Annotated in this window: 14 protein-coding genes and 1 pseudogene; 9 read left to right on the forward strand and 6 right to left on the reverse strand. The window is 73.5% G+C overall.

The features are described 5' to 3' along the window. Positions 1-636: 636 nt before the first annotated feature. Positions 637-1,848 (forward strand): annotated as a pseudogene (locus AC069T_RS22205) (hypothetical protein); the annotation flags it as partial. Positions 1,849-2,742: 894 nt separating this feature from the next. Here the strand turns inward: AC069T_RS22205 and AC069T_RS22210 are convergent. The 3 genes from AC069T_RS22210 to AC069T_RS22220 all read right to left on the reverse strand — a co-directional run bounded on the left by AC069T_RS22210 (position 2,743) and on the right by AC069T_RS22220 (position 5,847). Continuing rightward, the gene (locus tag AC069T_RS22210; protein ID WP_478784372.1) at positions 2,743-3,687 is read right to left on the reverse strand and encodes a 3-oxoacyl-ACP reductase; all 945 of its coding nucleotides are present in this window, start codon (positions 3,685-3,687) and stop codon (positions 2,743-2,745) included. A gap of 28 nt (positions 3,688-3,715) precedes the next feature. Beyond that, the gene (locus tag AC069T_RS22215; protein ID WP_478784373.1) at positions 3,716-4,792 is read right to left on the reverse strand and encodes a Zn-dependent alcohol dehydrogenase; all 1,077 of its coding nucleotides are present in this window, start codon (positions 4,790-4,792) and stop codon (positions 3,716-3,718) included. Positions 4,793-4,866: 74 nt separating this feature from the next. After that, the gene (locus AC069T_RS22220) at positions 4,867-5,847 is read right to left on the reverse strand and encodes a MaoC/PaaZ C-terminal domain-containing protein (protein WP_478784374.1); all 981 of its coding nucleotides are present in this window, start codon (positions 5,845-5,847) and stop codon (positions 4,867-4,869) included. A 291-nt stretch (positions 5,848-6,138) separates the two neighbouring features. Between AC069T_RS22220 and AC069T_RS22225 the strand changes: the two genes are divergently transcribed. Together AC069T_RS22225 and AC069T_RS22230 are read left to right on the forward strand one after the other, a co-directional pair. Then, positions 6,139-7,410, forward strand: coding sequence for a sensor histidine kinase (locus AC069T_RS22225; protein ID WP_478784375.1), 1,272 nt, complete (start codon positions 6,139-6,141; stop codon positions 7,408-7,410). Between the two features lie 80 nt (positions 7,411-7,490). Further along, positions 7,491-8,123: a response regulator gene (locus AC069T_RS22230; protein ID WP_478784435.1), complete on the forward strand. Its 633-nt coding sequence runs from the start codon at positions 7,491-7,493 to the stop codon at positions 8,121-8,123. A gap of 76 nt (positions 8,124-8,199) precedes the next feature. Here AC069T_RS22230 and AC069T_RS22235 read toward each other — a convergent pair whose 3' ends face one another. Both AC069T_RS22235 and AC069T_RS22240 read right to left on the reverse strand, forming a co-directional pair. Next, positions 8,200-9,627 (reverse strand): MFS transporter, encoded by a 1,428-nt coding sequence (locus AC069T_RS22235; RefSeq protein ID WP_478784376.1) that lies wholly within the window; start codon positions 9,625-9,627, stop codon positions 8,200-8,202. 306 nt (positions 9,628-9,933) lie between these two features. Further along, entirely contained in the window at positions 9,934-11,127 is a 1,194-nt protein-coding gene (locus AC069T_RS22240) for a lipid-transfer protein (RefSeq protein ID WP_478784377.1), read from the reverse strand. Between the two features lie 244 nt (positions 11,128-11,371). On the opposite strand from AC069T_RS22240, the gene AC069T_RS22245 reads away from it, so the two are divergent. From AC069T_RS22245 to AC069T_RS22265, 5 genes are all read left to right on the forward strand, one after another. Next, on the forward strand, positions 11,372-13,117 hold the full coding sequence (locus tag AC069T_RS22245) for an MFS transporter (protein ID WP_478784378.1): 1,746 nt from the start codon (positions 11,372-11,374) through the stop codon (positions 13,115-13,117). Between the two features lie 467 nt (positions 13,118-13,584). Further along, positions 13,585-14,235 carry a class I SAM-dependent methyltransferase gene (locus AC069T_RS22250; RefSeq protein ID WP_478784379.1) on the forward strand — a complete coding sequence of 217 codons (651 nt, stop codon included), beginning with the start codon at positions 13,585-13,587 and terminating at the stop codon, positions 14,233-14,235. Between the two features lie 22 nt (positions 14,236-14,257). Next, entirely contained in the window at positions 14,258-15,244 is a 987-nt protein-coding gene (locus tag AC069T_RS22255; protein ID WP_478784380.1) for an N-acetylmuramoyl-L-alanine amidase, read from the forward strand. 159 nt (positions 15,245-15,403) lie between these two features. Then, positions 15,404-16,231, forward strand: coding sequence for a hypothetical protein (locus AC069T_RS22260; protein ID WP_478784381.1), 828 nt, complete (start codon positions 15,404-15,406; stop codon positions 16,229-16,231). Positions 16,232-16,357: 126 nt separating this feature from the next. Beyond that, positions 16,358-17,368, forward strand: a complete 1,011-nt coding sequence (locus AC069T_RS22265; protein WP_478784382.1) for an LLM class F420-dependent oxidoreductase — start codon at positions 16,358-16,360, stop codon at positions 17,366-17,368. A 42-nt stretch (positions 17,369-17,410) separates the two neighbouring features. Here the strand turns inward: AC069T_RS22265 and AC069T_RS22270 are convergent, their stop codons facing one another. Next, positions 17,411-17,962 carry a hypothetical protein gene (locus AC069T_RS22270; RefSeq protein ID WP_478784383.1) on the reverse strand — a complete coding sequence of 184 codons (552 nt, stop codon included), beginning with the start codon at positions 17,960-17,962 and terminating at the stop codon, positions 17,411-17,413. A gap of 161 nt (positions 17,963-18,123) precedes the next feature. On the opposite strand from AC069T_RS22270, the gene AC069T_RS22275 reads away from it, so the two are divergent. Continuing rightward, entirely contained in the window at positions 18,124-18,417 is a 294-nt protein-coding gene (locus tag AC069T_RS22275) for a hypothetical protein (protein WP_358855880.1), read from the forward strand. Positions 18,418-18,550 lie beyond the last annotated feature (133 nt).

An 18,550-nucleotide genomic window follows, 5' to 3' on the forward strand; every position in this document is an offset into this window, starting at 1 on the left:
GCCCGCCAGGGCCGCTGGTGGACGCCGGGTCCGTCACAGGCACCGGGACCCTCGGCGCACGCCGAGCCTGTCGCAGAAGCCCGACCCGTCGCGGGGGCCGAGGGCAATCGGTGGACGCCGGAGCCATCGTGGAGGCCTGACCCGTCACCGACGCCAGGCCGTCGTGGGCGCCCGGACGGTCGGCAGACCCGCCAGGACCCGTCGGCCGACGCCGGGACCGACGTAGGCGCCGGGGCTCTCGCGGACGCCGGCGCTGTCGCGGACGCCGGGGCTACCGCGGACGTCGGGACTACCGCGGACGTCGGGGCTACCGCGGACGTCGGGGGTGTCGCGGACGTCGGGGGTGTCGCGGACCCGGGACCGGCGTCGGCGTCGGCGTCGGGGCCGGGGCCTGGGCCGGGGCCGTGTCGCGGGCGGCGAGGCTCGGGATGCCGGCGTCGCAGGTGCCGGGGTCGCCGGTGCCGGGTCGCCCGTTGACGTGCGGCCCGATCCGGTCCCCCGGCGCCCGGTCAGCACACGCGTCCGCGTTTCCTCAGGCGAATCGCGACTTGGCCACCCTTATGTGTGAAGCGGCCGCTCGGCGGTCCCACGTCTGTGCGTACGAAAACTAGCTTCGTCGCCGGAGGTGACCGAACGATGACGGCCTGTGTCTCTCCCCAGCCCGCGGCTTCAGCGCGGCAGGGGGGACCCCCATCGTCCGCGGCGGACGGCGACGGCCGGGCCCCACGGCCCGGCTGCGTGATCACCGCTGACGGCAGCTACGGCGCACGCCTCGCCCGCGACGGCGAGTCCTGGTTCCCGGAGCGCTGGACCCTGGACGGCCCCGAGCCGTACGCCGTGCCGCTGCCCGGCAACCAGCCCGAGGAGCCCGGCACCGAGGTGCTGCCGATGACCGACGGGCGCGTGCTGATCCACCGCGTGGCGGACGGCCGGCATGTGTTCTCGCTGCTCTACCCGACCGGTCCCGCGACCGGTGAGCTGCCGCTCGGCGCGGTGGAGTGCCCCGACCGGGGCACCCGGCTGCGGCTGCTGCCGCCCGCTCCGGGCGGCGAGCGCGCGTACGCCCTCACCGTCGGCCCGCGCTCGACGGCCGTGTGGCTGGTCGCGGGCGGCTCGTTCGGGCCCGAGCATCTCGCCGAGATCCCCGGGCGCTGCTCGGGAGGGGTGTGGCTGGACGGTACGGAGCGGCTGCTGGCCCTGGACCGGGAGGCGGCCGGACGCACCAAGGCGGTCGTGGTCGACCTGGAGCGCGGCGGCGAGGTGTCCCCGCTGCTGCAGATCGCCGAGGGGAGCAACGACCGGCTGCTGCTCGCGGACCCCGACAGCGGACTGCTGCTGATCCGTTCCGACGCGCCCTCGCCGGGGCACGACCGGCTGGGCTGGGGTGTGCTGGGGAGCACGCTGCCGGTCCGCTTCCCGGAGGCGCTGCGGCTGGCAGACTGCGCGGTGACGCCGTTCGCGATCCAGCCGGGGCAGGTGCTGACGCCGGAGAGCTGCGCGGTGGCGCTGCGTATCGACGGCGCGGGGGGCACCTGGGTGGGGATCTGGCGGCCCGCCGACCGGCAGGTCCACCATCTCCCGGCGCCCGAGGGCTGGTTGGCGGGCGCCGGGCTGTGGACCCGGGAGGGGGTGCTGCACCTGCCGTACGCGACCGGGACGGTGGCCTGCGGGGTGGCCAGGGCGTCCGCGCCCGCGAGGACTCCGGGCGGCGCCGGTACGACGGCTGCGGCGACCTCGGTACCGGCCCCGGATGCGACGTGGGGTTCCGCTCGCGCCGAGCCGACGCCCACCACCGGATCCCCCGGGCCTGCGGCCCCCCGCCCGGTGCCGCTGCAACAGGCGCCGCTCCACGGCCGCCCCCGCCCCGCGCGAAAGCCTCCGACGCCGACGCCCATGGAGCGGACCGGACGGGTCACCGGGACGTCGATGGCGGCCCCGCCCGCAGCGGCACGGCCGGTGACGGTCACGCCGACGGGCGAGGGGTCGGCAGGAGCGGCGACACCGGCGCCGGCGGGTAGGCCGTCGGTGACCGCTCCGCGCCCGGCGGGACGGCCGGCGAAGTGGGTACCCGTGGACGGGAGCCCGGAGAAGGCCCCGCCTGTCACGCATGTCACGCCTGTCACGCATGTCACGCCGACGGCACCGCCACCGGCCGCCCCCGTGAGCGGGCCGGCCCCCGCCCGGACCCTCGCGCCCCCGCCGACCGACGTACCCCTGACGGGGAGGCCGGCCCCCGAACCACCCCCGGCGGCGCAGTCGCTGTCGTCGGCGCCTGAGCCGGAACCGGTGGTGTGGGTCCGCGTCGGAGGGCCGGTGGAAGCCGGGTCGGTGAGAGGCGTATGACAGGTGGCGAGAGTGCGTCGACGGTCGCGGAACAACGTCCGGAGGCCGCCGGTTAGACTCACCCGGCTGTAAAAGGATCTTGTTGACGGGGTGGACTCTTCCGATGAGCAACGCACAGATGACGGAGATGGCGACAACCGACCCCCGGGGGTCCGTGACGCAGTCCGACCAGGGTCACGGCAGGCACCGGGGTCCCGTCTCCGCGCAGGACGACCAGGCGGCCCCCCGGGGCCGTCACCGCAGGCCGTCCGGGCAGCCGGACACGGCGTCCTGACGGTACGCCGGACCGCTCGACGGGAGCGGAGAGGACAGACCACGGAACGGCCCCGCCGGTCACCACGGACGGCGGGGCCGTTCCGTGTGCCGCCCCCAGGTCGGGCCTCTCAACTCCGGGACAACTCACGCCCCTTCGTGCTTGAGCCCGAGTACTTCCACCGCCGCGAACGTCTCCCCGCTCGGGCGGTCCGCGTAGTAGGGGGTGAGCAGCGCGTCCAGTTCCTCGTACGTGAAGGCGTCCTGCTCGGTGTCGAACTTGGCCGCGACCCGGGGGCGTTCGACGACCGCGACCATCCCCCCGTGCACGACGAGGAGCTGACCGTTGACGTGGGCCGCGGCCGGTGAGGCCAAGTACCCGACGAGCGGGGCGACATGTTCGGGCGCCAGGGGGTCGGGTCCTGCCCCGGGCGGGGTGAGCCCGGCGAAGACGTCCTCCGTCATCCGGGTGCGGGCGCGCGGACAGATCACGTTCGCCGTGACGCCGTACTTCGCCAGCGCCAGTGCCGTGGACGTGGTCAGGCCGACGACTCCGCCCTTCGCGGCCGCGTAGTTGGGCTGGCCTGCGGAGCCCGCGAGGAACGCCTCGGACGAGGTGTTCACGATCCGCCCGTACACCGGGCCGCCGCCCGCCTTGGACCGTTCCCGCCAGTGGACCGAAGCGAAGTGGGTCGTGTTGAAGTGGCCCTTCAGGTGGACCCGGACGACCGTGTCCCATTCCTCCTCCGTCATGGAGAAGATCATCCGGTCGCGCAGGATGCCCGCGTTGTTGACCAGGATGTCCAGCTTGCCGAACCGGTCGACCGCCAACTCCACAAGCGTTCGCGCCTGTTCGTGGTCCGCGACGTCTCCGGTGTGGGCGGCTGCCCGCCCGCCCGCGGCGCGGATCGCGGCGGCGACCTCCTCCGCGGGGGTGGCGGACGCCTCGCCGGACCCGTCCCGGCCGGGCTGCCCGTAGTCGTTGACGACGACGGCCGCTCCCAGGCGGGCGAGTTCGAGCGCCTCGGCCCGCCCCAGCCCGCGTCCGGCGCCGGTGACGATCGCGGTGAGCCCTTCGAGTGGCAGTGCCATCGCGCTCCTCAGGTCGGGTGACTGCCCATCAGATCTCGATGCACGTGCGCAGGGCGGTACCCGTGCGCATCTGGTCCAGGGCCTCGTTGATGCCCGCCAGCGGCACCCGGTGCGTGATCAGGCCGTCCAGGTCGATGCGGCCCGCCCGCCACAGGGCGACGGTCCGCTCGTACGAACGCAGCACGTCGCCGCCTCCGTACATCGAGGGAAGGATCCGCTTCTCGTCGAAGAACAGCTCGAACATGTTGAGCTGGAGGAAGTCGTCCGTGGCGCCCGCGCCGACGACGACCAGGGTGCCCCCGCGCCGGGTGTTCTCGTACGCCGTGCGGGCGGTGGCGGACCTGCCGACGACCTCGAAGACGTAGTCGAAGCCCTCGCCGGCGGTCACCTGCTGCCTGGCGTCCGGCAGTTCGTCGGGCGGGACGGCTTTGGTGGCACCGAACCGGAGCGCGGCCTCGCGGCGCGATTCCACCGGGTCGACGGCGACGATCTCCGCCGCGCCCCTGAGCCGCGCGCCCTGGATCGCGGAGATGCCGACCCCGCCGCAGCCGATGACGGCGACCGACGAACCGGCGGCCACGTCCGCGGTGTTGAGGGCGGCGCCGAGGCCGGTCGTCACCCCGCAGCCGATGAGCGCCGCGATGTCGAAGGGCACGTCGTCCGGGATCGGCACGGCGCAGCCCGCGTCCACCACGACCTCCTCGGCGAAGGTGCCGGTGCCCGCGAAGCCGAAGAGGTCCCCGCCGGGCCGCCGGAAGTTGGGGGTGCCGGCGTTCATGAACCCGGCCAGGCACAGCTCGGTCTGGCCGCGCCGGCAGGCGGGACAGGCGCCGCAGGCCGGCAGCCAGCAGACGACGACCCGGTCGCCCGCCTTGACGTTGCCGACCCCCTCGCCGACCTGGACGACCTCGCCGGCGCCCTCGTGTCCGGGCACGAAGGGTGCGGGCTGCGGCAGGACGCCGCTCATCGCGGACAGGTCCGAGTGGCACAGCCCGGTGGCCCGTACCCGGATCCTCACCTTTCCGGGGCCGAAGCCCACCGCCTCGACGTCGTCGAGGACGTCGAGCTTGTCCTGGCCGATCTCGTGCAGAACGGCTGCGCGCATGGTGCGGCTCCCCTCAGGAAGAACGTCACGGAGGTACGGAGGTACGGAGGTACGGAGGTACGGAGGTACGGAGGTCAGGCGGTCAGATCACGGCCGGTGCCGGTCCCGGTGCCGGTCCCGGTGCCGGTCCCGGTGTCGGGGCCGGTGCCGGTCCCGGTGTCGGGGCCGGCGTCCGGCCCGGCGTCCGGCCCGGCCGGGGTGTCGTACGCGACGACGGTGTCGGCGAGGACGGGCGCGTCGTCCCGCTCGACCGAGGTCACCGACACCCGGACGCCGCCCTGCCGCCGCCACACACGGATGCGCAGGGTCTCGCCGGGGAAGACGACCCCGACGAAACGCGTGCGGTAGGAGCGGACGCGTGCCACGTCACCGCCGAGTTCGGTGTCGACGACGGCCTTGAGCGTCATCCCGTAGGTGCACAGGCCGTGCAGGATGGGGCGGTCGAACCCGGCGAGCTTCGCGAACGCGGGGTCGGCGTGCAGCGGGTTCCAGTCGCCGGAGAGCCGGTAGAGGAGGGCCTGGTCCTCGCGGACGGGGCGCTCGACGACCGCGTCCGGGGGCCCTTCGGGCGCTTCCAGGCGCGTGGAAGGGCCCCGGTCGCCGCCGAACCCGCCCTCTCCCCGTACGAAGATCTGCGCGTCGTTCGTCCACAGCGGTCCCTCGGCGTCACGGGCCTCGGTGCGCAGGACGAGGACCGCGGCCTTGCCCTTGTCGTACACGGCGGCGACCCGCGAGGTGGCGACCGCGCTGCCCTCGGCCGGGATGGGGCGGTGCAGTGCGATGCTCTGGCCGCCGTGCAGGACCTGCGCGAGGTCGACGTCGACGCCCGGCATGGAGAGGCCGCCGATCACGCCCGGCGAGCCCGCGCCTGCGACGGTGGCGAAACTGGGCAGGACGTGCAGCCGGGACTCCAGGGTGTAGCGCAGTTCGCCGGGGTCCGTCGCCGGGACGCCCGCCCCGATGCCGAGGTGGTAGAGCTGGACGTCCTTGTGGCCCCAGGCGATCTCGGCGGTCCGGGGTTCGGCGGCGACGGCCTTGGCGGCGTCAATGGGCATGGGGCTCCTGATCGCTAGCGCGTAAGACCTCGGCGCGGCCGTCCGCACCGTCGGCCGCACCGAGGTCGCCACGGGGCCGTGGAACCCGCCCGTTCTAGAACGCGTTCCAGTCCGGCGTCCCCCTGTATAGCCGAGCGTCCAGCAGTTGGGAAGGCTCCTGACCGTGCGTCAGCCGCGCGTCGCCGGGCCGCCGTGACATTTGTCCCGCCGGACTCCGTACAAGCGCATCTGCCGCCCCGCGTCCCGGCTGCGTACGGTCGGGGGAACGACACCGACACGGGGGGCTGGAACATGATCCGGATGCGAGACGCCAGCTGCGGGCCGGGCGCGGGGCAGGCCGGAACCGGCCTGCGAAGGGGGCGCGGGAGCGTCGAACTGCCCGAAGCCGGGCCGCCGGCCAGTGGGTTCACCCTGCTGCCCTGGCTGCTGATGGGCCTGGGCGCCTTCTCGCACCTCTTCCAGGACGACACCCCCAATCCGTGGATCGGCGGAGCGGGCCTGCTGACGTTCAACTCCCTCTACATCTACGTGGTGTTCCGCGCCTTCGTGAAGGAGAAGCGGGAGGCGCGCTCCACCCGGCTCGCGCTCGTCCTGCTGGGCGTGCTCACCTGCGCGCTCGCTCTCGGGTACGGCGGCAGCTGGCTGCTGTTCTTCCCGCTGCTCGGGCTGGCCGCGGGGGCGACTGTGCGGGGCCGCGGGCTCGGGGTGACGGGGCTCGGCCTCACCGCGGTCGCGGGGACGGTGGCCGGGCTGCGGGACGGCTGGAGCGCGGTGAACGTCGCGTACGGCACGTTCCTGTCGACGATGGTGACGGCGGCGATCCTCTCGCTGGCCGAGACGGTCCGCGAACTGCGGTCCGCGAGGGAGGAGCTGGCCCGCCGCGCGGTCGAGCAGGAACGGCTCCGCTTCTCCCGCGACCTGCACGACCTGCTGGGCCACACGCTCTCGGTGATCGTCGTGAAGTCGGAGGCGGCCCGGCGGCTGGCCCCGCGTGATCTGGCCGCGGCCCTCTCCCAGGTCGCCGACATCGAGTCGGTCGGCCGTCAGGCCCTCACGGAGATCCGTGAGGCGGTCACCGGTTACCGCGAGGGGAGTCTGGCCACGGAGCTGGACCGGGCCCGCTCGGCCCTGTCCGCGGCGGGGGTGGAACCGGTGGTCCGCCTGTCGGGGCCCCCGCTCGTGCCCCGGACGGAGGCCCTGCTCGGCTGGGTCGTCCGCGAGGCGGTCACCAACGTCCTGCGGCACAGCGACGCGACCCGCTGCGAGATCACCGTCGAGGGCACCTCCGAGCGGATACGCCTGCGGGTCACCGACGACGGGACCGGCACCGGCACCGGCACCGGCCGGACGCCCTCGGCTCAGGGCGCCGACGGCACGAGCACCGGCCTGACGGCCCCGGCCCGAGGCGTCGGCGGCACGGGCCTGAAGGGGCTCACCGAACGCCTCACGACGGCGGGCGGCTTCCTGGAGGCGGGACCGGGTCCGCGGGACGGCTTCCTGGTGACGGCGGAACTCCCCGCGGGGACGGCCGGGACGCCGCAGCCCCTCACGGTCGCCGGGTGAGCCCGGAGGGGACGCCGCGCGGTCCCTCCGCAGAGGACACGCGGGCCCGCCGGGACCTCTACCCTGACCCCGTGAACGAGATGCCCCGGGACCACCGTCCCGCGAAGTCCGTCAGAGTGCTGCTCGCCGAGGACCAGGGCATGATGCGGGGCGCTCTCGCGCTGCTCCTCGGAATGGAGGCGGACCTCGACGTCGTGGCCCAGGTGGGAACCGGGGACGTGATCGTCGACGCCGTCCTGACGCACCGGCCCGACGTGGCGCTGCTGGACATCGAGCTGCCGGGGATGAGCGGGCTGGACGCCGCGGCCGAGCTGCGGACGCAGGCGCCCGACTGCCGGGTGCTGATCCTGACCACGTTCGGCAGGCCCGGGTATCTGCGGCGGGCCATGGAGGCGGGCGCCGCCGGCTTCCTCGTCAAGGACGGGCCCGTCGAGGAACTCGCCGCCGCGATCCGCCGGGTGCTGACCGGGGAGACCGTGATCGATCCGGTGCTCGCCGCCGCCGCGCTGAGCGCCGGGCCCAGTCCGCTCACCGGCCGCGAGTGCGACGTCCTCAACGCCTCGGTGGACGGCGCCACCGTCGCCGACATCGCCGGGCGCCTCCACCTCTCCGAGTCGACGGTCCGCAACTACCTCTCCTCCGCCATCGGCAAGACGGGCACCCGCAACCGGACGGAGGCCCTGCGCGAGGCCCGCCACCAGGGCTGGCTCTGAACCCGGCGGGCCGGCGCCGGCCCGCCGCGGCCGGCGAAGACCGCAACACCTCGGCCGGCGAGGACCGCGGGAACCCTCAGTTCGGTGACGGCCGTCGCGGCAGCCACAGCAGCATCACGACCGCGCCGACGAGCAGGACGGCGGCGCCCGTGCGGAACACCAGGGCGTAGCCGGCGGTCAGTGCCTGCGCCGAGCCGTCGCCCGCCGTACGGGCCGCGGCTATCGTCGACATGACGGCGAGACCGAGCGAACCGCCCATCGTCCGCGAGGTGTTGACCAGACCCGACACGAGGCCGGCGTCCCCCGGCGCCGCGCCCGAGGTCGCGAGGGCGGCCAGCGGGGTCGCGGACAGGCCCGCGCCCGCCATCATCAGGATCCCGGGGAACAGGACGGCGGTGAGGTAGGGCCCGTCCGCCGTCATCCCCGACTGCCATCCGAAGCCCGCCGCGGCCACCAGGACGCCGAGGACCGCCACGTTGCGTGCCCCGGTCACCCGCATGAGGCGGGGGGCGAGCTTCGAGCCGAGGACCACCGCGAGGGAGCTGGGCACCAGCGCGAGTCCGGCGTCCAGCGGCGAGTAGCCGAGCACGTTCTGCGCGTACAGCGTCATGAAGAACCACATGCAGAACATGGCGGACCCGCACAGGAACAGCGCCGCGTTCGCCGCGGACACCGCCCGCACGCGGAACAGCTTCAGCGGCATCAGCGGTTCCCTCGTCCGCGCCTCGACGGCCAGGAACAGACCGGTCAGCGCGAGTCCGGCGCACAGCGGTACGAGCGTGGCGGCGGACGTCCAGCCCCGCGCCTCGGTCTGCACGATCCCGTACGCGAGCGTCGCTAGGCCCGCCGTCACCAGCAGTGCGCCCGGCAGGTCGAGCCGGCGCCGGTCACCGGTCCGGCTCTCGACGAGCCAGCGGCCGGCCCCGGCGAGGACCACGGCCCCGACCGGCACGTTGATCAGCAGCACCCAGCGCCACGACAGGCCGTCCACCAGGAGCCCGCCGACGAGTCCGCCCGCCGCGCCGCCGCCGGCGCCGACCGCCGTCCAGGTCGCGATGGCACGCGCGCGTGCCGCCCCCTCCGGGACGGCCGAGGTGACGATGGTCAGCGTCGAGGGAGCCAGTACGGCGGCCCCGAGCCCCTGCACCGCCCGCGCGGCCAGCAGCTGCCAGTCCTCGTGCGCGAGCCCGCCGGCCAGCGAGGCGAGCGTGAAGAGGGCGAGCCCGACGAGGAACATCCGCTTGCGCCCGTACAGGTCGCCGGCCCGGCCGCCGAGCAGCATGAAGCCGGCGAAGGCGATCGCGTACGCGTTGATCACCCATTGCAGTCCCGGTGCGCTCAGGCCCAGGTCGGCCCGCATGGAGGGCAGCGCCACGTTGACGACGGACACGTCGAGGACGACGAGGAACTGCCCGGCACACGCGAGCGCGACCACCGCCCACAGCGGCGGAGCGGATAGGGGGACGGTACGCGTGTCTGCGGCGGTTCGGAGCATGGGTGTCATGCTCTCAACCGGGTTACGCCCCTTGCATCGGGATTTCGCTGCACGCCCGGCTCGGTCCTCGGACCTAGGGCCTGTCGTTTGGATCAGGCTGGCTGTGACCGTCCTGACCGACCCGAGCGGGGTCTGGCGCGTACAGCTGCAAGGCGGAGGAGGGAGTCGACGCGGAGCGTCGGCGACCGACGACAACGCCGCAGATGTGCGTGCCAGACCCCGCGACGCCAGCATGATCCAAACGACAGGCCCTAGGTCTGGCGGACGGCCCGCGGGGCACTCGTACGGGCCAGCCAGGACCGTGCCGCCGTCCGCTCAGCCCGCCGCCCGCAGCAGTGTGACCACCGCGGCCCCGCCGAGTCCGATGTTGTGGGCGAGCCCGACCCGCGCGCGGGGCACCTGCCGGGCGCCCGCCTGTCCCCGCAGCTGCCAGGTCAGTTCCGTCACCTGGGCGATGCCCGTCGCACCGAGCGGATGCCCCTTGGAGATCAGTCCTCCGGACGGATTCACCACCCAGCGCCCGCCGTACGTCGTCGCCCCGGACTCCACCAGCGGGCCGGACTCCCCCGGTCCGCACATGCCGAGCGCCTCGTAGGTCAGGAGTTCGTTGACGGAGAAGCAGTCGTGCAGTTCCACGACGTCCACGTCCTCGATGCCGAGCCCGGAGCGCTCGTAGACCCGGCGGGCCGCCGCCCGCGACATCGGCTGCCCGACGACGTCGATGCACGAGCCGGAGGCGAAGGACTCCTCCGTGTCCGTGGTCATCGCCTGCGCGACGATCTCGACGGCCTGCCCGCCGAGACCGTGCCGCTCGGCGAAGCGTTCGGAGACGACGACCGCTGCGGCCGCGCCGTCCGAGGTCGGCGAGGACTGGAGCTTGGTGAGCGGCCGGTGGACGGTCCGCGCGGCGAGCACCTCGTCGACCGTGTACACGTCCTGGAACTGGGCGTACGGGTTGTCCGCCGAGTGCCGGTGGTTCTTGGCGCCGACGGCCGCGAGCTGCGCCTCGGTGGTGCCGTACTTCTCCATGTGCTCGCGGGCCGCGTCGCCGAAGATCTGCGCGGTGGGCGGGCTCGCCTCGAAACCGTGCCGGGCGGCCATGATCCCGTAGTGGCGGGCGACCGGCGAGGTGGCGAAGTCGCCGCCGTCGGAGCCGCCGCCGAGTGCTCCCCGCCGCATCTTCTCGAAGCCGAGCGCCAGGACGCAGTCCGCGCTGCCGCCCTCGACGAACTGCCGGGCCAGCATCAGCGCGGTCGAGCCGGTCGCGCAGTTGTTGTTCACGTTGTAGACGGGCACGCCGGTCAGGCCCAGCTCGTAGGCGGCACGCTGGCCGGCCGTCGAGGCCTGGAAGCAGTACCCCGCGGCGACCTGCCGCACGTCCTCGTACGCGATCCCGGCGTCGGCGAGGGCGGCCTCGCCCGCCTCCCGCGCCATGTCCCAGTACTGCCGCTCCCGGGTCTCGGGCTTCTCGAATTTCGTCATCCCGACCCCGACGACGTACGCCTTCATGTGGTCCCTCTCCGTCGCTGGGAAGGCCCGGGGCCCGTGACGCACGGCCTCGGCGGCCCGGGATCGCGCCAGACTAGAACAGGTTCCATTCTGACGACAGGTCAGATCCCCATGGAAAAGTCAAGAATTCGTTAGTACGCCGAAGCATCGGAATAGTTGCCCGGGCGCACGGGGTTCACCCTGCACGTATCCCGCGCGGATCACTGGCTCCCCTTTCTTCCTTCCGGCCTGGAGGCCCCACGCAATGACCCACACGACGACCGAAGAGCCCACCCGGAGGCCTAGCGGCGCGATCGTGCCGGTACTGGCCTTCGCGGGCATCGTTGTCGCGGTGATGCAGACCCTGCTCGTCCCGGTCATCAAGGACCTGCCCGCGCTGCTCGGCACCGCACCCAGCAACGCCACCTGGGTGCTGACGTCGACCCTGCTCGCGGGAGCGGTGGCCACCCCGATCATGGGCCGCCTCGGCGACCTGTTCGGCAAGCGGCGCATGCTCCTCACCAGCCTCGCCGTGATGGTGGTCGGCTCGCTGGTCTGCGGTTTCACCAGCGACCTGCTGGTGATGATCGCGGGCCGCGCCCTCCAGGGCTTCGCGATGGGCGCGATCCCGCTCGGCATCGGCCTGATGCGCGACGAGCTGCCCCGCGAGAAGCTCGGCTCCGCGATGGCCCTGATGAGCTCCTCGATCGGCGTCGGCGGCGGACTCGCGCTGCCGCTCGCGGCCCTGGTCGCCCAGCACGCCGACTGGCACGCCCTCTTCTTCCTCTCCGCCGGCCTCGGCGTCGCCTCGATCGTCCTGACCCTCGCCGTCGTACCGGAGTCCCCGATGCGCGCCCCGGGCACCTTCGACGTGCTCGGCGCCCTCGGCCTCTCCGCCGGCCTGGTCCTCTTCCTGCTGCCGATCACCAAGGGCAGCGACTGGGGCTGGACCTCCGGCACCACGCTCGGCCTGTTCGGCGCGGCGGCCGTCGTCCTCGTCCTGTGGGGTGTGATGGAGCTGCGCGTCAAGGCTCCGCTGGTGGACCTGCGCACCACCGCCCGCCGCTCGGTGCTCTTCACCAACCTGGCCTCGATCATGGTCGGTGTCGCCTTCTACGCCGTCTCGCTGGTCCTGCCGCAGCTCCTCCAGCTGCCGAAGTCCACCGGCTACGGCCTCGGCCAGTCGATGGTCGTCGCGGGCCTGTGCGTGGCGCCGCTCGGCCTGACGATGATGTTCACCGCCCCCGTCTACGCCCGCCTCTCGGCGAAGTACGGCCCCAAGGTCACCCTGATCATCGGCATGCTGATCATCGCGATCGGGTACGGCGCCGGCCTCGGCCTGATGAGCGCCGCCTGGCAGACGATCGTCGTCTCGGTGGTCCTGGGCGCCGGCATCGGCCTCGCGTACTCCTCGCTCCCCGCGCTGATCATCGGCTCCGTGCCCGCCTCGGAGACCGGCGCGGCCAACGGTCTCAACACCCTGATGCGGTCCATCGGCACGTCGGTGTCGAGCGCCGTCATCGGCATGGTGCTCGCCAACACGGCGAACCACGTCGGAGGCGTCGCGGTCCCGACCCTGCACGGCTTCCGGGTGTCGTTCCTGATCGCGACGGGCGCCGTTGCCGTCGGTCTGCTGATGGCACTCTTCCTGCCGGGGCAGCGCCGGGCGGCCAAGCCGCAGCTGCGCGCCAGCAGCGAGGAGGACGCGGCACTGGAGCGGGCCCACGAGGTGCTCGGGGGCTTCCGCGGCCGGGTCCTGGACACCGCCGGGGTGCCGGTGAGCCGGGCCAGGGTGACCCTGATCGACCGCCGCGGGCGGCAGGCGGGCGCGACGCTCACCGCCGGGGACGGCAGCTACGCGCTGGCCGTGCCGGCCGAGGGCGCGTACGTCCTGGCCGCGAAGGCCGCGGGCCACGGTCCGCTCGCCTCCTCCGCGACGCACGCCGGCGACGACCGTCCGGTCGAGGTCGACCTCGCCCTGCCGGGCGAGAACGCGGGCGTCCCGGCCTGACCGGTCCGTGCTCCCTCACCCCCGTCGTGCGAACGGCGGGGGTGAGGTGCGTCCGGGGACGGGGCGCGCGTGCCCGTACCGGACGGAGCCCATGGCGGGGGCCCGCGTGCCCGTACCGGGCGGAGTTCAGGGCGGGGGTCCGCGTGCCCGTACCGGACGGAGCCCATGGCGGGGGTCCGCAGCTTCGTACCGGGCGGAGCCCGCGACGGGGGTCCGCGTGCCCGTCTCCGGACGGAACCCACAACGGGGGGCCGCGTGCCCGTACCGGACGGAGCCCATGGCGGGGGTCCGCAGCTTCGTACCGGGCGGAGCCCGCGACGGGGGTCCGCGTGCGCGTCTCCGGACGGAACCCACAACGGGGGGCCGCGTGCCCGTGCCGGGCGGAGTTCACGACGGGGCGGCTACAGGCAGGTACCGGGCGTGGGGCACCATGGGGCGCTCAGGTTCGTACACGACGGAGGACCCCCATGCCCGCGGCACCCAAGCCGGAGATCCTTGCCGCTTTCGAGGCCGCGAAGGGGTTCATGCCCGCCGGCGAGGGACTCGCGCTCCACGCGGCGGCCGTCGAGGCCGGCCGGCTGGGGCTGCCGCTGCTGGAGGTCGGCACCTACTGCGGCCGCTCCACGATCCTGCTCGCGGACGCGGCCCGCGAGGCCGGGGTCACCGCGGTCACCGTCGACCACCACCGGGGCAGCGAGGAGCAGCAGCCGGGCTGGGAGTACCACGATCCGGAGACGGTCGACCCCGAGATCGGCCGGATGGACACCCTGCCGACGTTCCGGCGCACGCTCCACCGGGCCGGTCTCGAGGACCACGTCGTGGCGGTGGTCGGCCGCTCGCCGCAGATCGCCGCCTTCTGGCGGTCACCCCTCGGTCTCGTCTTCGTCGACGGCGGTCACACCGACGAGCACGCGAACGGCGACTACGAGGGCTGGGCGCCCCACGTGGCCGACGGCGGCCTGCTGGTCATCCACGACGTGTTCCCGGACCCCGTCGACGAGTTCACCGGTCAGGCCCCGTACCGCGTCTACCTCAGGGCGCTGGAGTCCGGCGCCTTCACCGAGGTCTCGGCGACCGGCTCACTGCGCGTCCTGCGGCGAACGGGCACCGGGATCTGAGGCCGCGGTTAGAGTCGCTGACGTGTCGTACGCAGGTCCTGACTTCGAGCCCTCCCGGCCGCGCCGTTCCCGGCGCGGCCCCCTGACCGTCGCCGTCGCCGCGCTGGTGCCCGGCGCGCTGGCCGGCTGGCTGGTGTGGCAGGCGGTGGGCGACACGGGGGACGGTGACGGATCCGGCGGGGCGGGGCCCGCGACGTCCTCGGCCGCGCCCTCCACGTCCGCGGCGCCCGGAGCGCCCACGGCGTCCGGGAAGGACGACGGGAAACAGCACGGGGACGACGCGTCGGGCACACCGTCCACGCCGTCCGGCTCCGCGTCGCGGCCCGCCGCGTCCGGTCCCCTCAAGGGCAAGGTCGTCGTCATCGACCCGGGCCACAACTCCGGCAACTTCCGGCACCCGGGCGAGATCAACCGCCAGGTGGACATCGGCACGAACCGCAAGGAGTGCGACACGACCGGCACGTCGACCAACGCGGGTTACACGGAAGCCAAGTTCACGCTCGACGTGGCGCGCCGGATGCGGACGCTGCTCCAAAAGCAGGGAGCCACGGTCGAGTTGACCCAGGACGGGGACCGGCCGTGGGGGCCCTGCGTCGACGAGCGGGCCCGGATCGGCAACAAGGCGCACGCCGACGCGGTGGTGTCCGTCCACGCGGACGGCTCGGCGACCGGCAACCGCGGCTTCCACGTGATCCTCCCCGCGACGGTGCACGCGGGTGCCGCCGACACCCGTCCGATCGTCGCCTCCTCACGCGATCTGGGTGAGCGCATCGCGGGCAACTTCGTACGCGTCACCGGCAGCGCGCCCTCCAACTACGTCGGCGGCGGCACCGGACTCGTCACGCGCGAGGATCTCGGCGGTCTCAATCTGTCAACGGTTCCCAAGGTGTTCATCGAGTGCGGCAACATGCGCGATAGCAAGGACGCGGCACTGCTGACCAGTGGGACCTGGCGACAGAAAGCGGCACGGGGGATCTCTGAGGGAATCGTGAGTTTCCTGCACGGGTAGGGATCGGCACAGCGGTCCCGGCGGACACCCTGATCGGACGGACGATAGTGTCGTCCCTACGATGAGGGGCCACCCCCGCGCTCCGCACCCTGCCTGACGGCGACCTGGTGACAGCGATGCCTCCACCGATGACGACGAGACGACTACGAAGGACCTGAAGTGAATATCCGCTCCCTCACTAGAGGCGACGGCGTGGTGATCGGAGCAGCGGTACTGCTCTTCGTCGCGTCGTTCCTCGACACGTTCGACGGCTCCGGCAGTGACGCCCCCAACGCCTGGGACAACCTGGGTCTCGTGATGAGCATGTACGTCGGCGGTATCGTCGGTGCGGCACTGATCGTCCTCGCCCGGGGGCTCCCGCAGCAGCGCAAGGTCATCGGGCTCGACCTCGGCCAGCTCGGGGTGGCCCTGACGGTCTTCGCCGCGTGGACCGCGTTCTGGACGATCATCGACCCGCTGGGCGTGTTCGACGAGTTCGACTCGGCCGCCGACACTGGCGCCGGGCTCATCCTCGGGCTGATCGCCGCCCTGGTCCTGGCCGCCGCCGCGATCGCCACGCCCCTCGTGCCCGCGCTCCGCGCCGCTCTCGTGGGTGCCCCGCGCCCCGCGGCCCCGCAGCCCTACGGCGGTCAGCCGCAGGGTGGTTACGGCTACCCGGGCGCCCAGCCGGCCCCCGGCCAGCCCTACGGCGGACAGCCGCAGCAGCCCCAGCCGCAGCCGTACGGCGGGCAGCCGCAGGCCGGTCAGCCGCAGGCGCCGCAGGCTCCGGCCGCGCAGCAGTCCGGCGGGGACTTCTCGCCGTTCTGGTTCGCGGTCCCGGTGGCGCGTCCGCTGTACGCGGAGGACGGTTCGCCGACGCCGATCGCCGAGCTGGCGCCGGGCACCTGGTACCTGGCCGTCGAGCAGCGCGGTCCGAGCCTGGTCGCCCAGACGCAGGACGGCCGTCGCGGTGTCCTGCAGGACACGACGGGCATCCAGCGCGGCTGACACCCGCTGACGCACGGCCCCTCGCCCTTCCGGACGGGGGGCCGTTGTCGTACAGTCGCCCCCCGAACGCTTTCTGACGGATCGTCAGCGATGCTGACGGGGCGACGGTCCGGACCTGGAGGGGACATGCGGCTCGGTCTCGCACTCGGCTACTGGGGGCGCGGTCCCTCGGCGGACCATCTGTCGCTGGCGCGGGAGGCGGAGCGGCTCGGGTACGACTCCGTGTGGACCGCCGAGTCCTGGGGCTCCGACGCGTTCACCCCGCTCACCTGGATCGCCGCCCACACCTCCCGCATCCGCCTCGGCACGGCCGTCGCGCAGATGGCCGCCCGCTCCCCCACCACGACCGCGATGCACGCCCTGACCCTGGACCACCTCTCCGGCGGACGCGTGCTGCTCGGCCTCGGGCTGTCGGGCCCGCAGGTCGTCGAGGGCTGGTACGGGCGCCCGTTCCCGAAGTCGCCGCTCACCGCGACCCGCGAGTACGTCGACGTCGTACGCCAAGTACTCCGACGCGAGGCCCCCGTTGCCCTCGACGGCCGCTTCCACGCCCTGCCCTACCGGGGGCCGGACGGCACGGGTCTGGGCAGGGCGCTGAAACCGATCACGCACCCGCTGCGGGCCCGACTGCCCGTCCTGCTGGGCGCCGAGGGGCCGAAGAACATCGCGCAGACGGCCCGGATCGCGGACGGCTGGCTGCCGCTGTACTGGTCGCCCCTGCGCACGCAGGTGTACGAGGCCTCGCTCACGGAGGCGCCCGAGGACTTCATGGTCGCGCCCATGGCCCGTGCGGCGGTCTGCGACGACGTCGCCGAGGGGCTGCTGCCGGTCAAGGCGATGCTCGGTTTCTACATCGGCGGCATGGGGCACGCGGCCCGCAACTTCCACGCCGATCTGATGGCCCGGATGGGCTTCGCCGAGGAGGCCCGCCGGATCCAGGAGCTGTTCCTCGCCGGGCGCCGCGAGGAGGCGGTACGGGCCGTCCCGGACGCCTTCGCCGACGAGATCTCCCTCGTCGGCCCGCGCGAACGCATCGCCGAGCGGCTGGAGTTGTGGCGCGAGGGGCCGGTGACGGACCTGCTGCTGCTGACGCCGGACCCGCACACGCTGCGGGTCCTCGCGGAGCTCAACTCCTAGGGGCTTCCTAGGGCTTCCCAGGGCTTCCTAGGGCACCGGAACTCAGCCGCCCGACAGCTCGGACGTCGACGGCACCTTGTCCTTCACCTCGGCTCCCGCGCTCTTCCCGGCGTCCTTCACCTTGTTGATGATGTCGTCGAAGGAGCCGGCCGCCGCGTCCGCCGAGTCGCCCTTGCGCAGTTTGGCGGGCAGGTCCTTGAGCGCGTCGATGCCCGCGGTGAGCGGGGCGACGGCCTTGGCGAGCGTGGGGTCGCCCTCCGCGTTCTTGCGGGCAGCGCTGAGCCGGTTGTACGTGAAGGCCCCCGCGAGGCCCGCCTTGATGAGCGCGGTCCTGCGGCCCTCGGCGCCCTTCTTGAACTTGCCGGCCCGCCAGGGCTTCACGATCCACTGGTAGGTGGCCCCGGCCGCGAGCCCGGCGTTCGCCACGAAACGCGTCTTGGCGAACTTCTGCTTCTCCGCGGAGCCGGTGGGGCTGGGGGTCGCCGTGGCCGTGGCGGCGGAGTCGCCGTCACCGCCGCCGCACGCGGTCGTGCCGGCGAGCAGGGCGCAGGTGAGGGTGAGCGCCAGGAGCAGGCGGCGCAGGGATACAGGCACGGGGATCCTCCGGGTGAACGGGCTCCCGGGGCCCGGGAGTGCACGGCTCTTCCGGCAGCCTCACCCCGCTCCGGCGGCTGCGCCAGCCGGGGGAATCCGTTCGGGTCACGGACCCGATCCGTTCCAGGTTTCAAACAGGGTTTCGGGGCCATCTGTTGGTCATGTCCCCTCGATATCGCAACGGTTCCAACCAGGCGGGGACGGTCATCGCGATCGTCGCGGACATCATGGCCGTCATCCTCGGTCTCTGGATCCTGATGTACCTGCTGGACGCGAACCGCGCCAACGACCTGGTGCAGTTCATCCATGACGCGGCAGCCTGGCTGGCAGGCTGGTCGCGTGACCTGTTCACCTTCGACGAGGCCTGGGCCCGTGTGGTCGCGGGCTACGGTCTGGCGGCCGTCGTGTACCTGTTCATCGGGCACGCGATCGCCAACCGTCTCAACCGGCACTGACCGGCTCTCCGGCCGGTGACCGAGGCCGGGCCGGGGAAGGCGGCCAACCCTTCCCCGGACGGTTTTTCGGTTTCCCTCCCCCCCCCTTCCCCCCGCACGTCCTACGGGGACCCCCGGAGCACTCCCGGGTCCG

It is taken from the genome of Streptomyces sp. NPDC043867 (assembly GCF_056435845.1).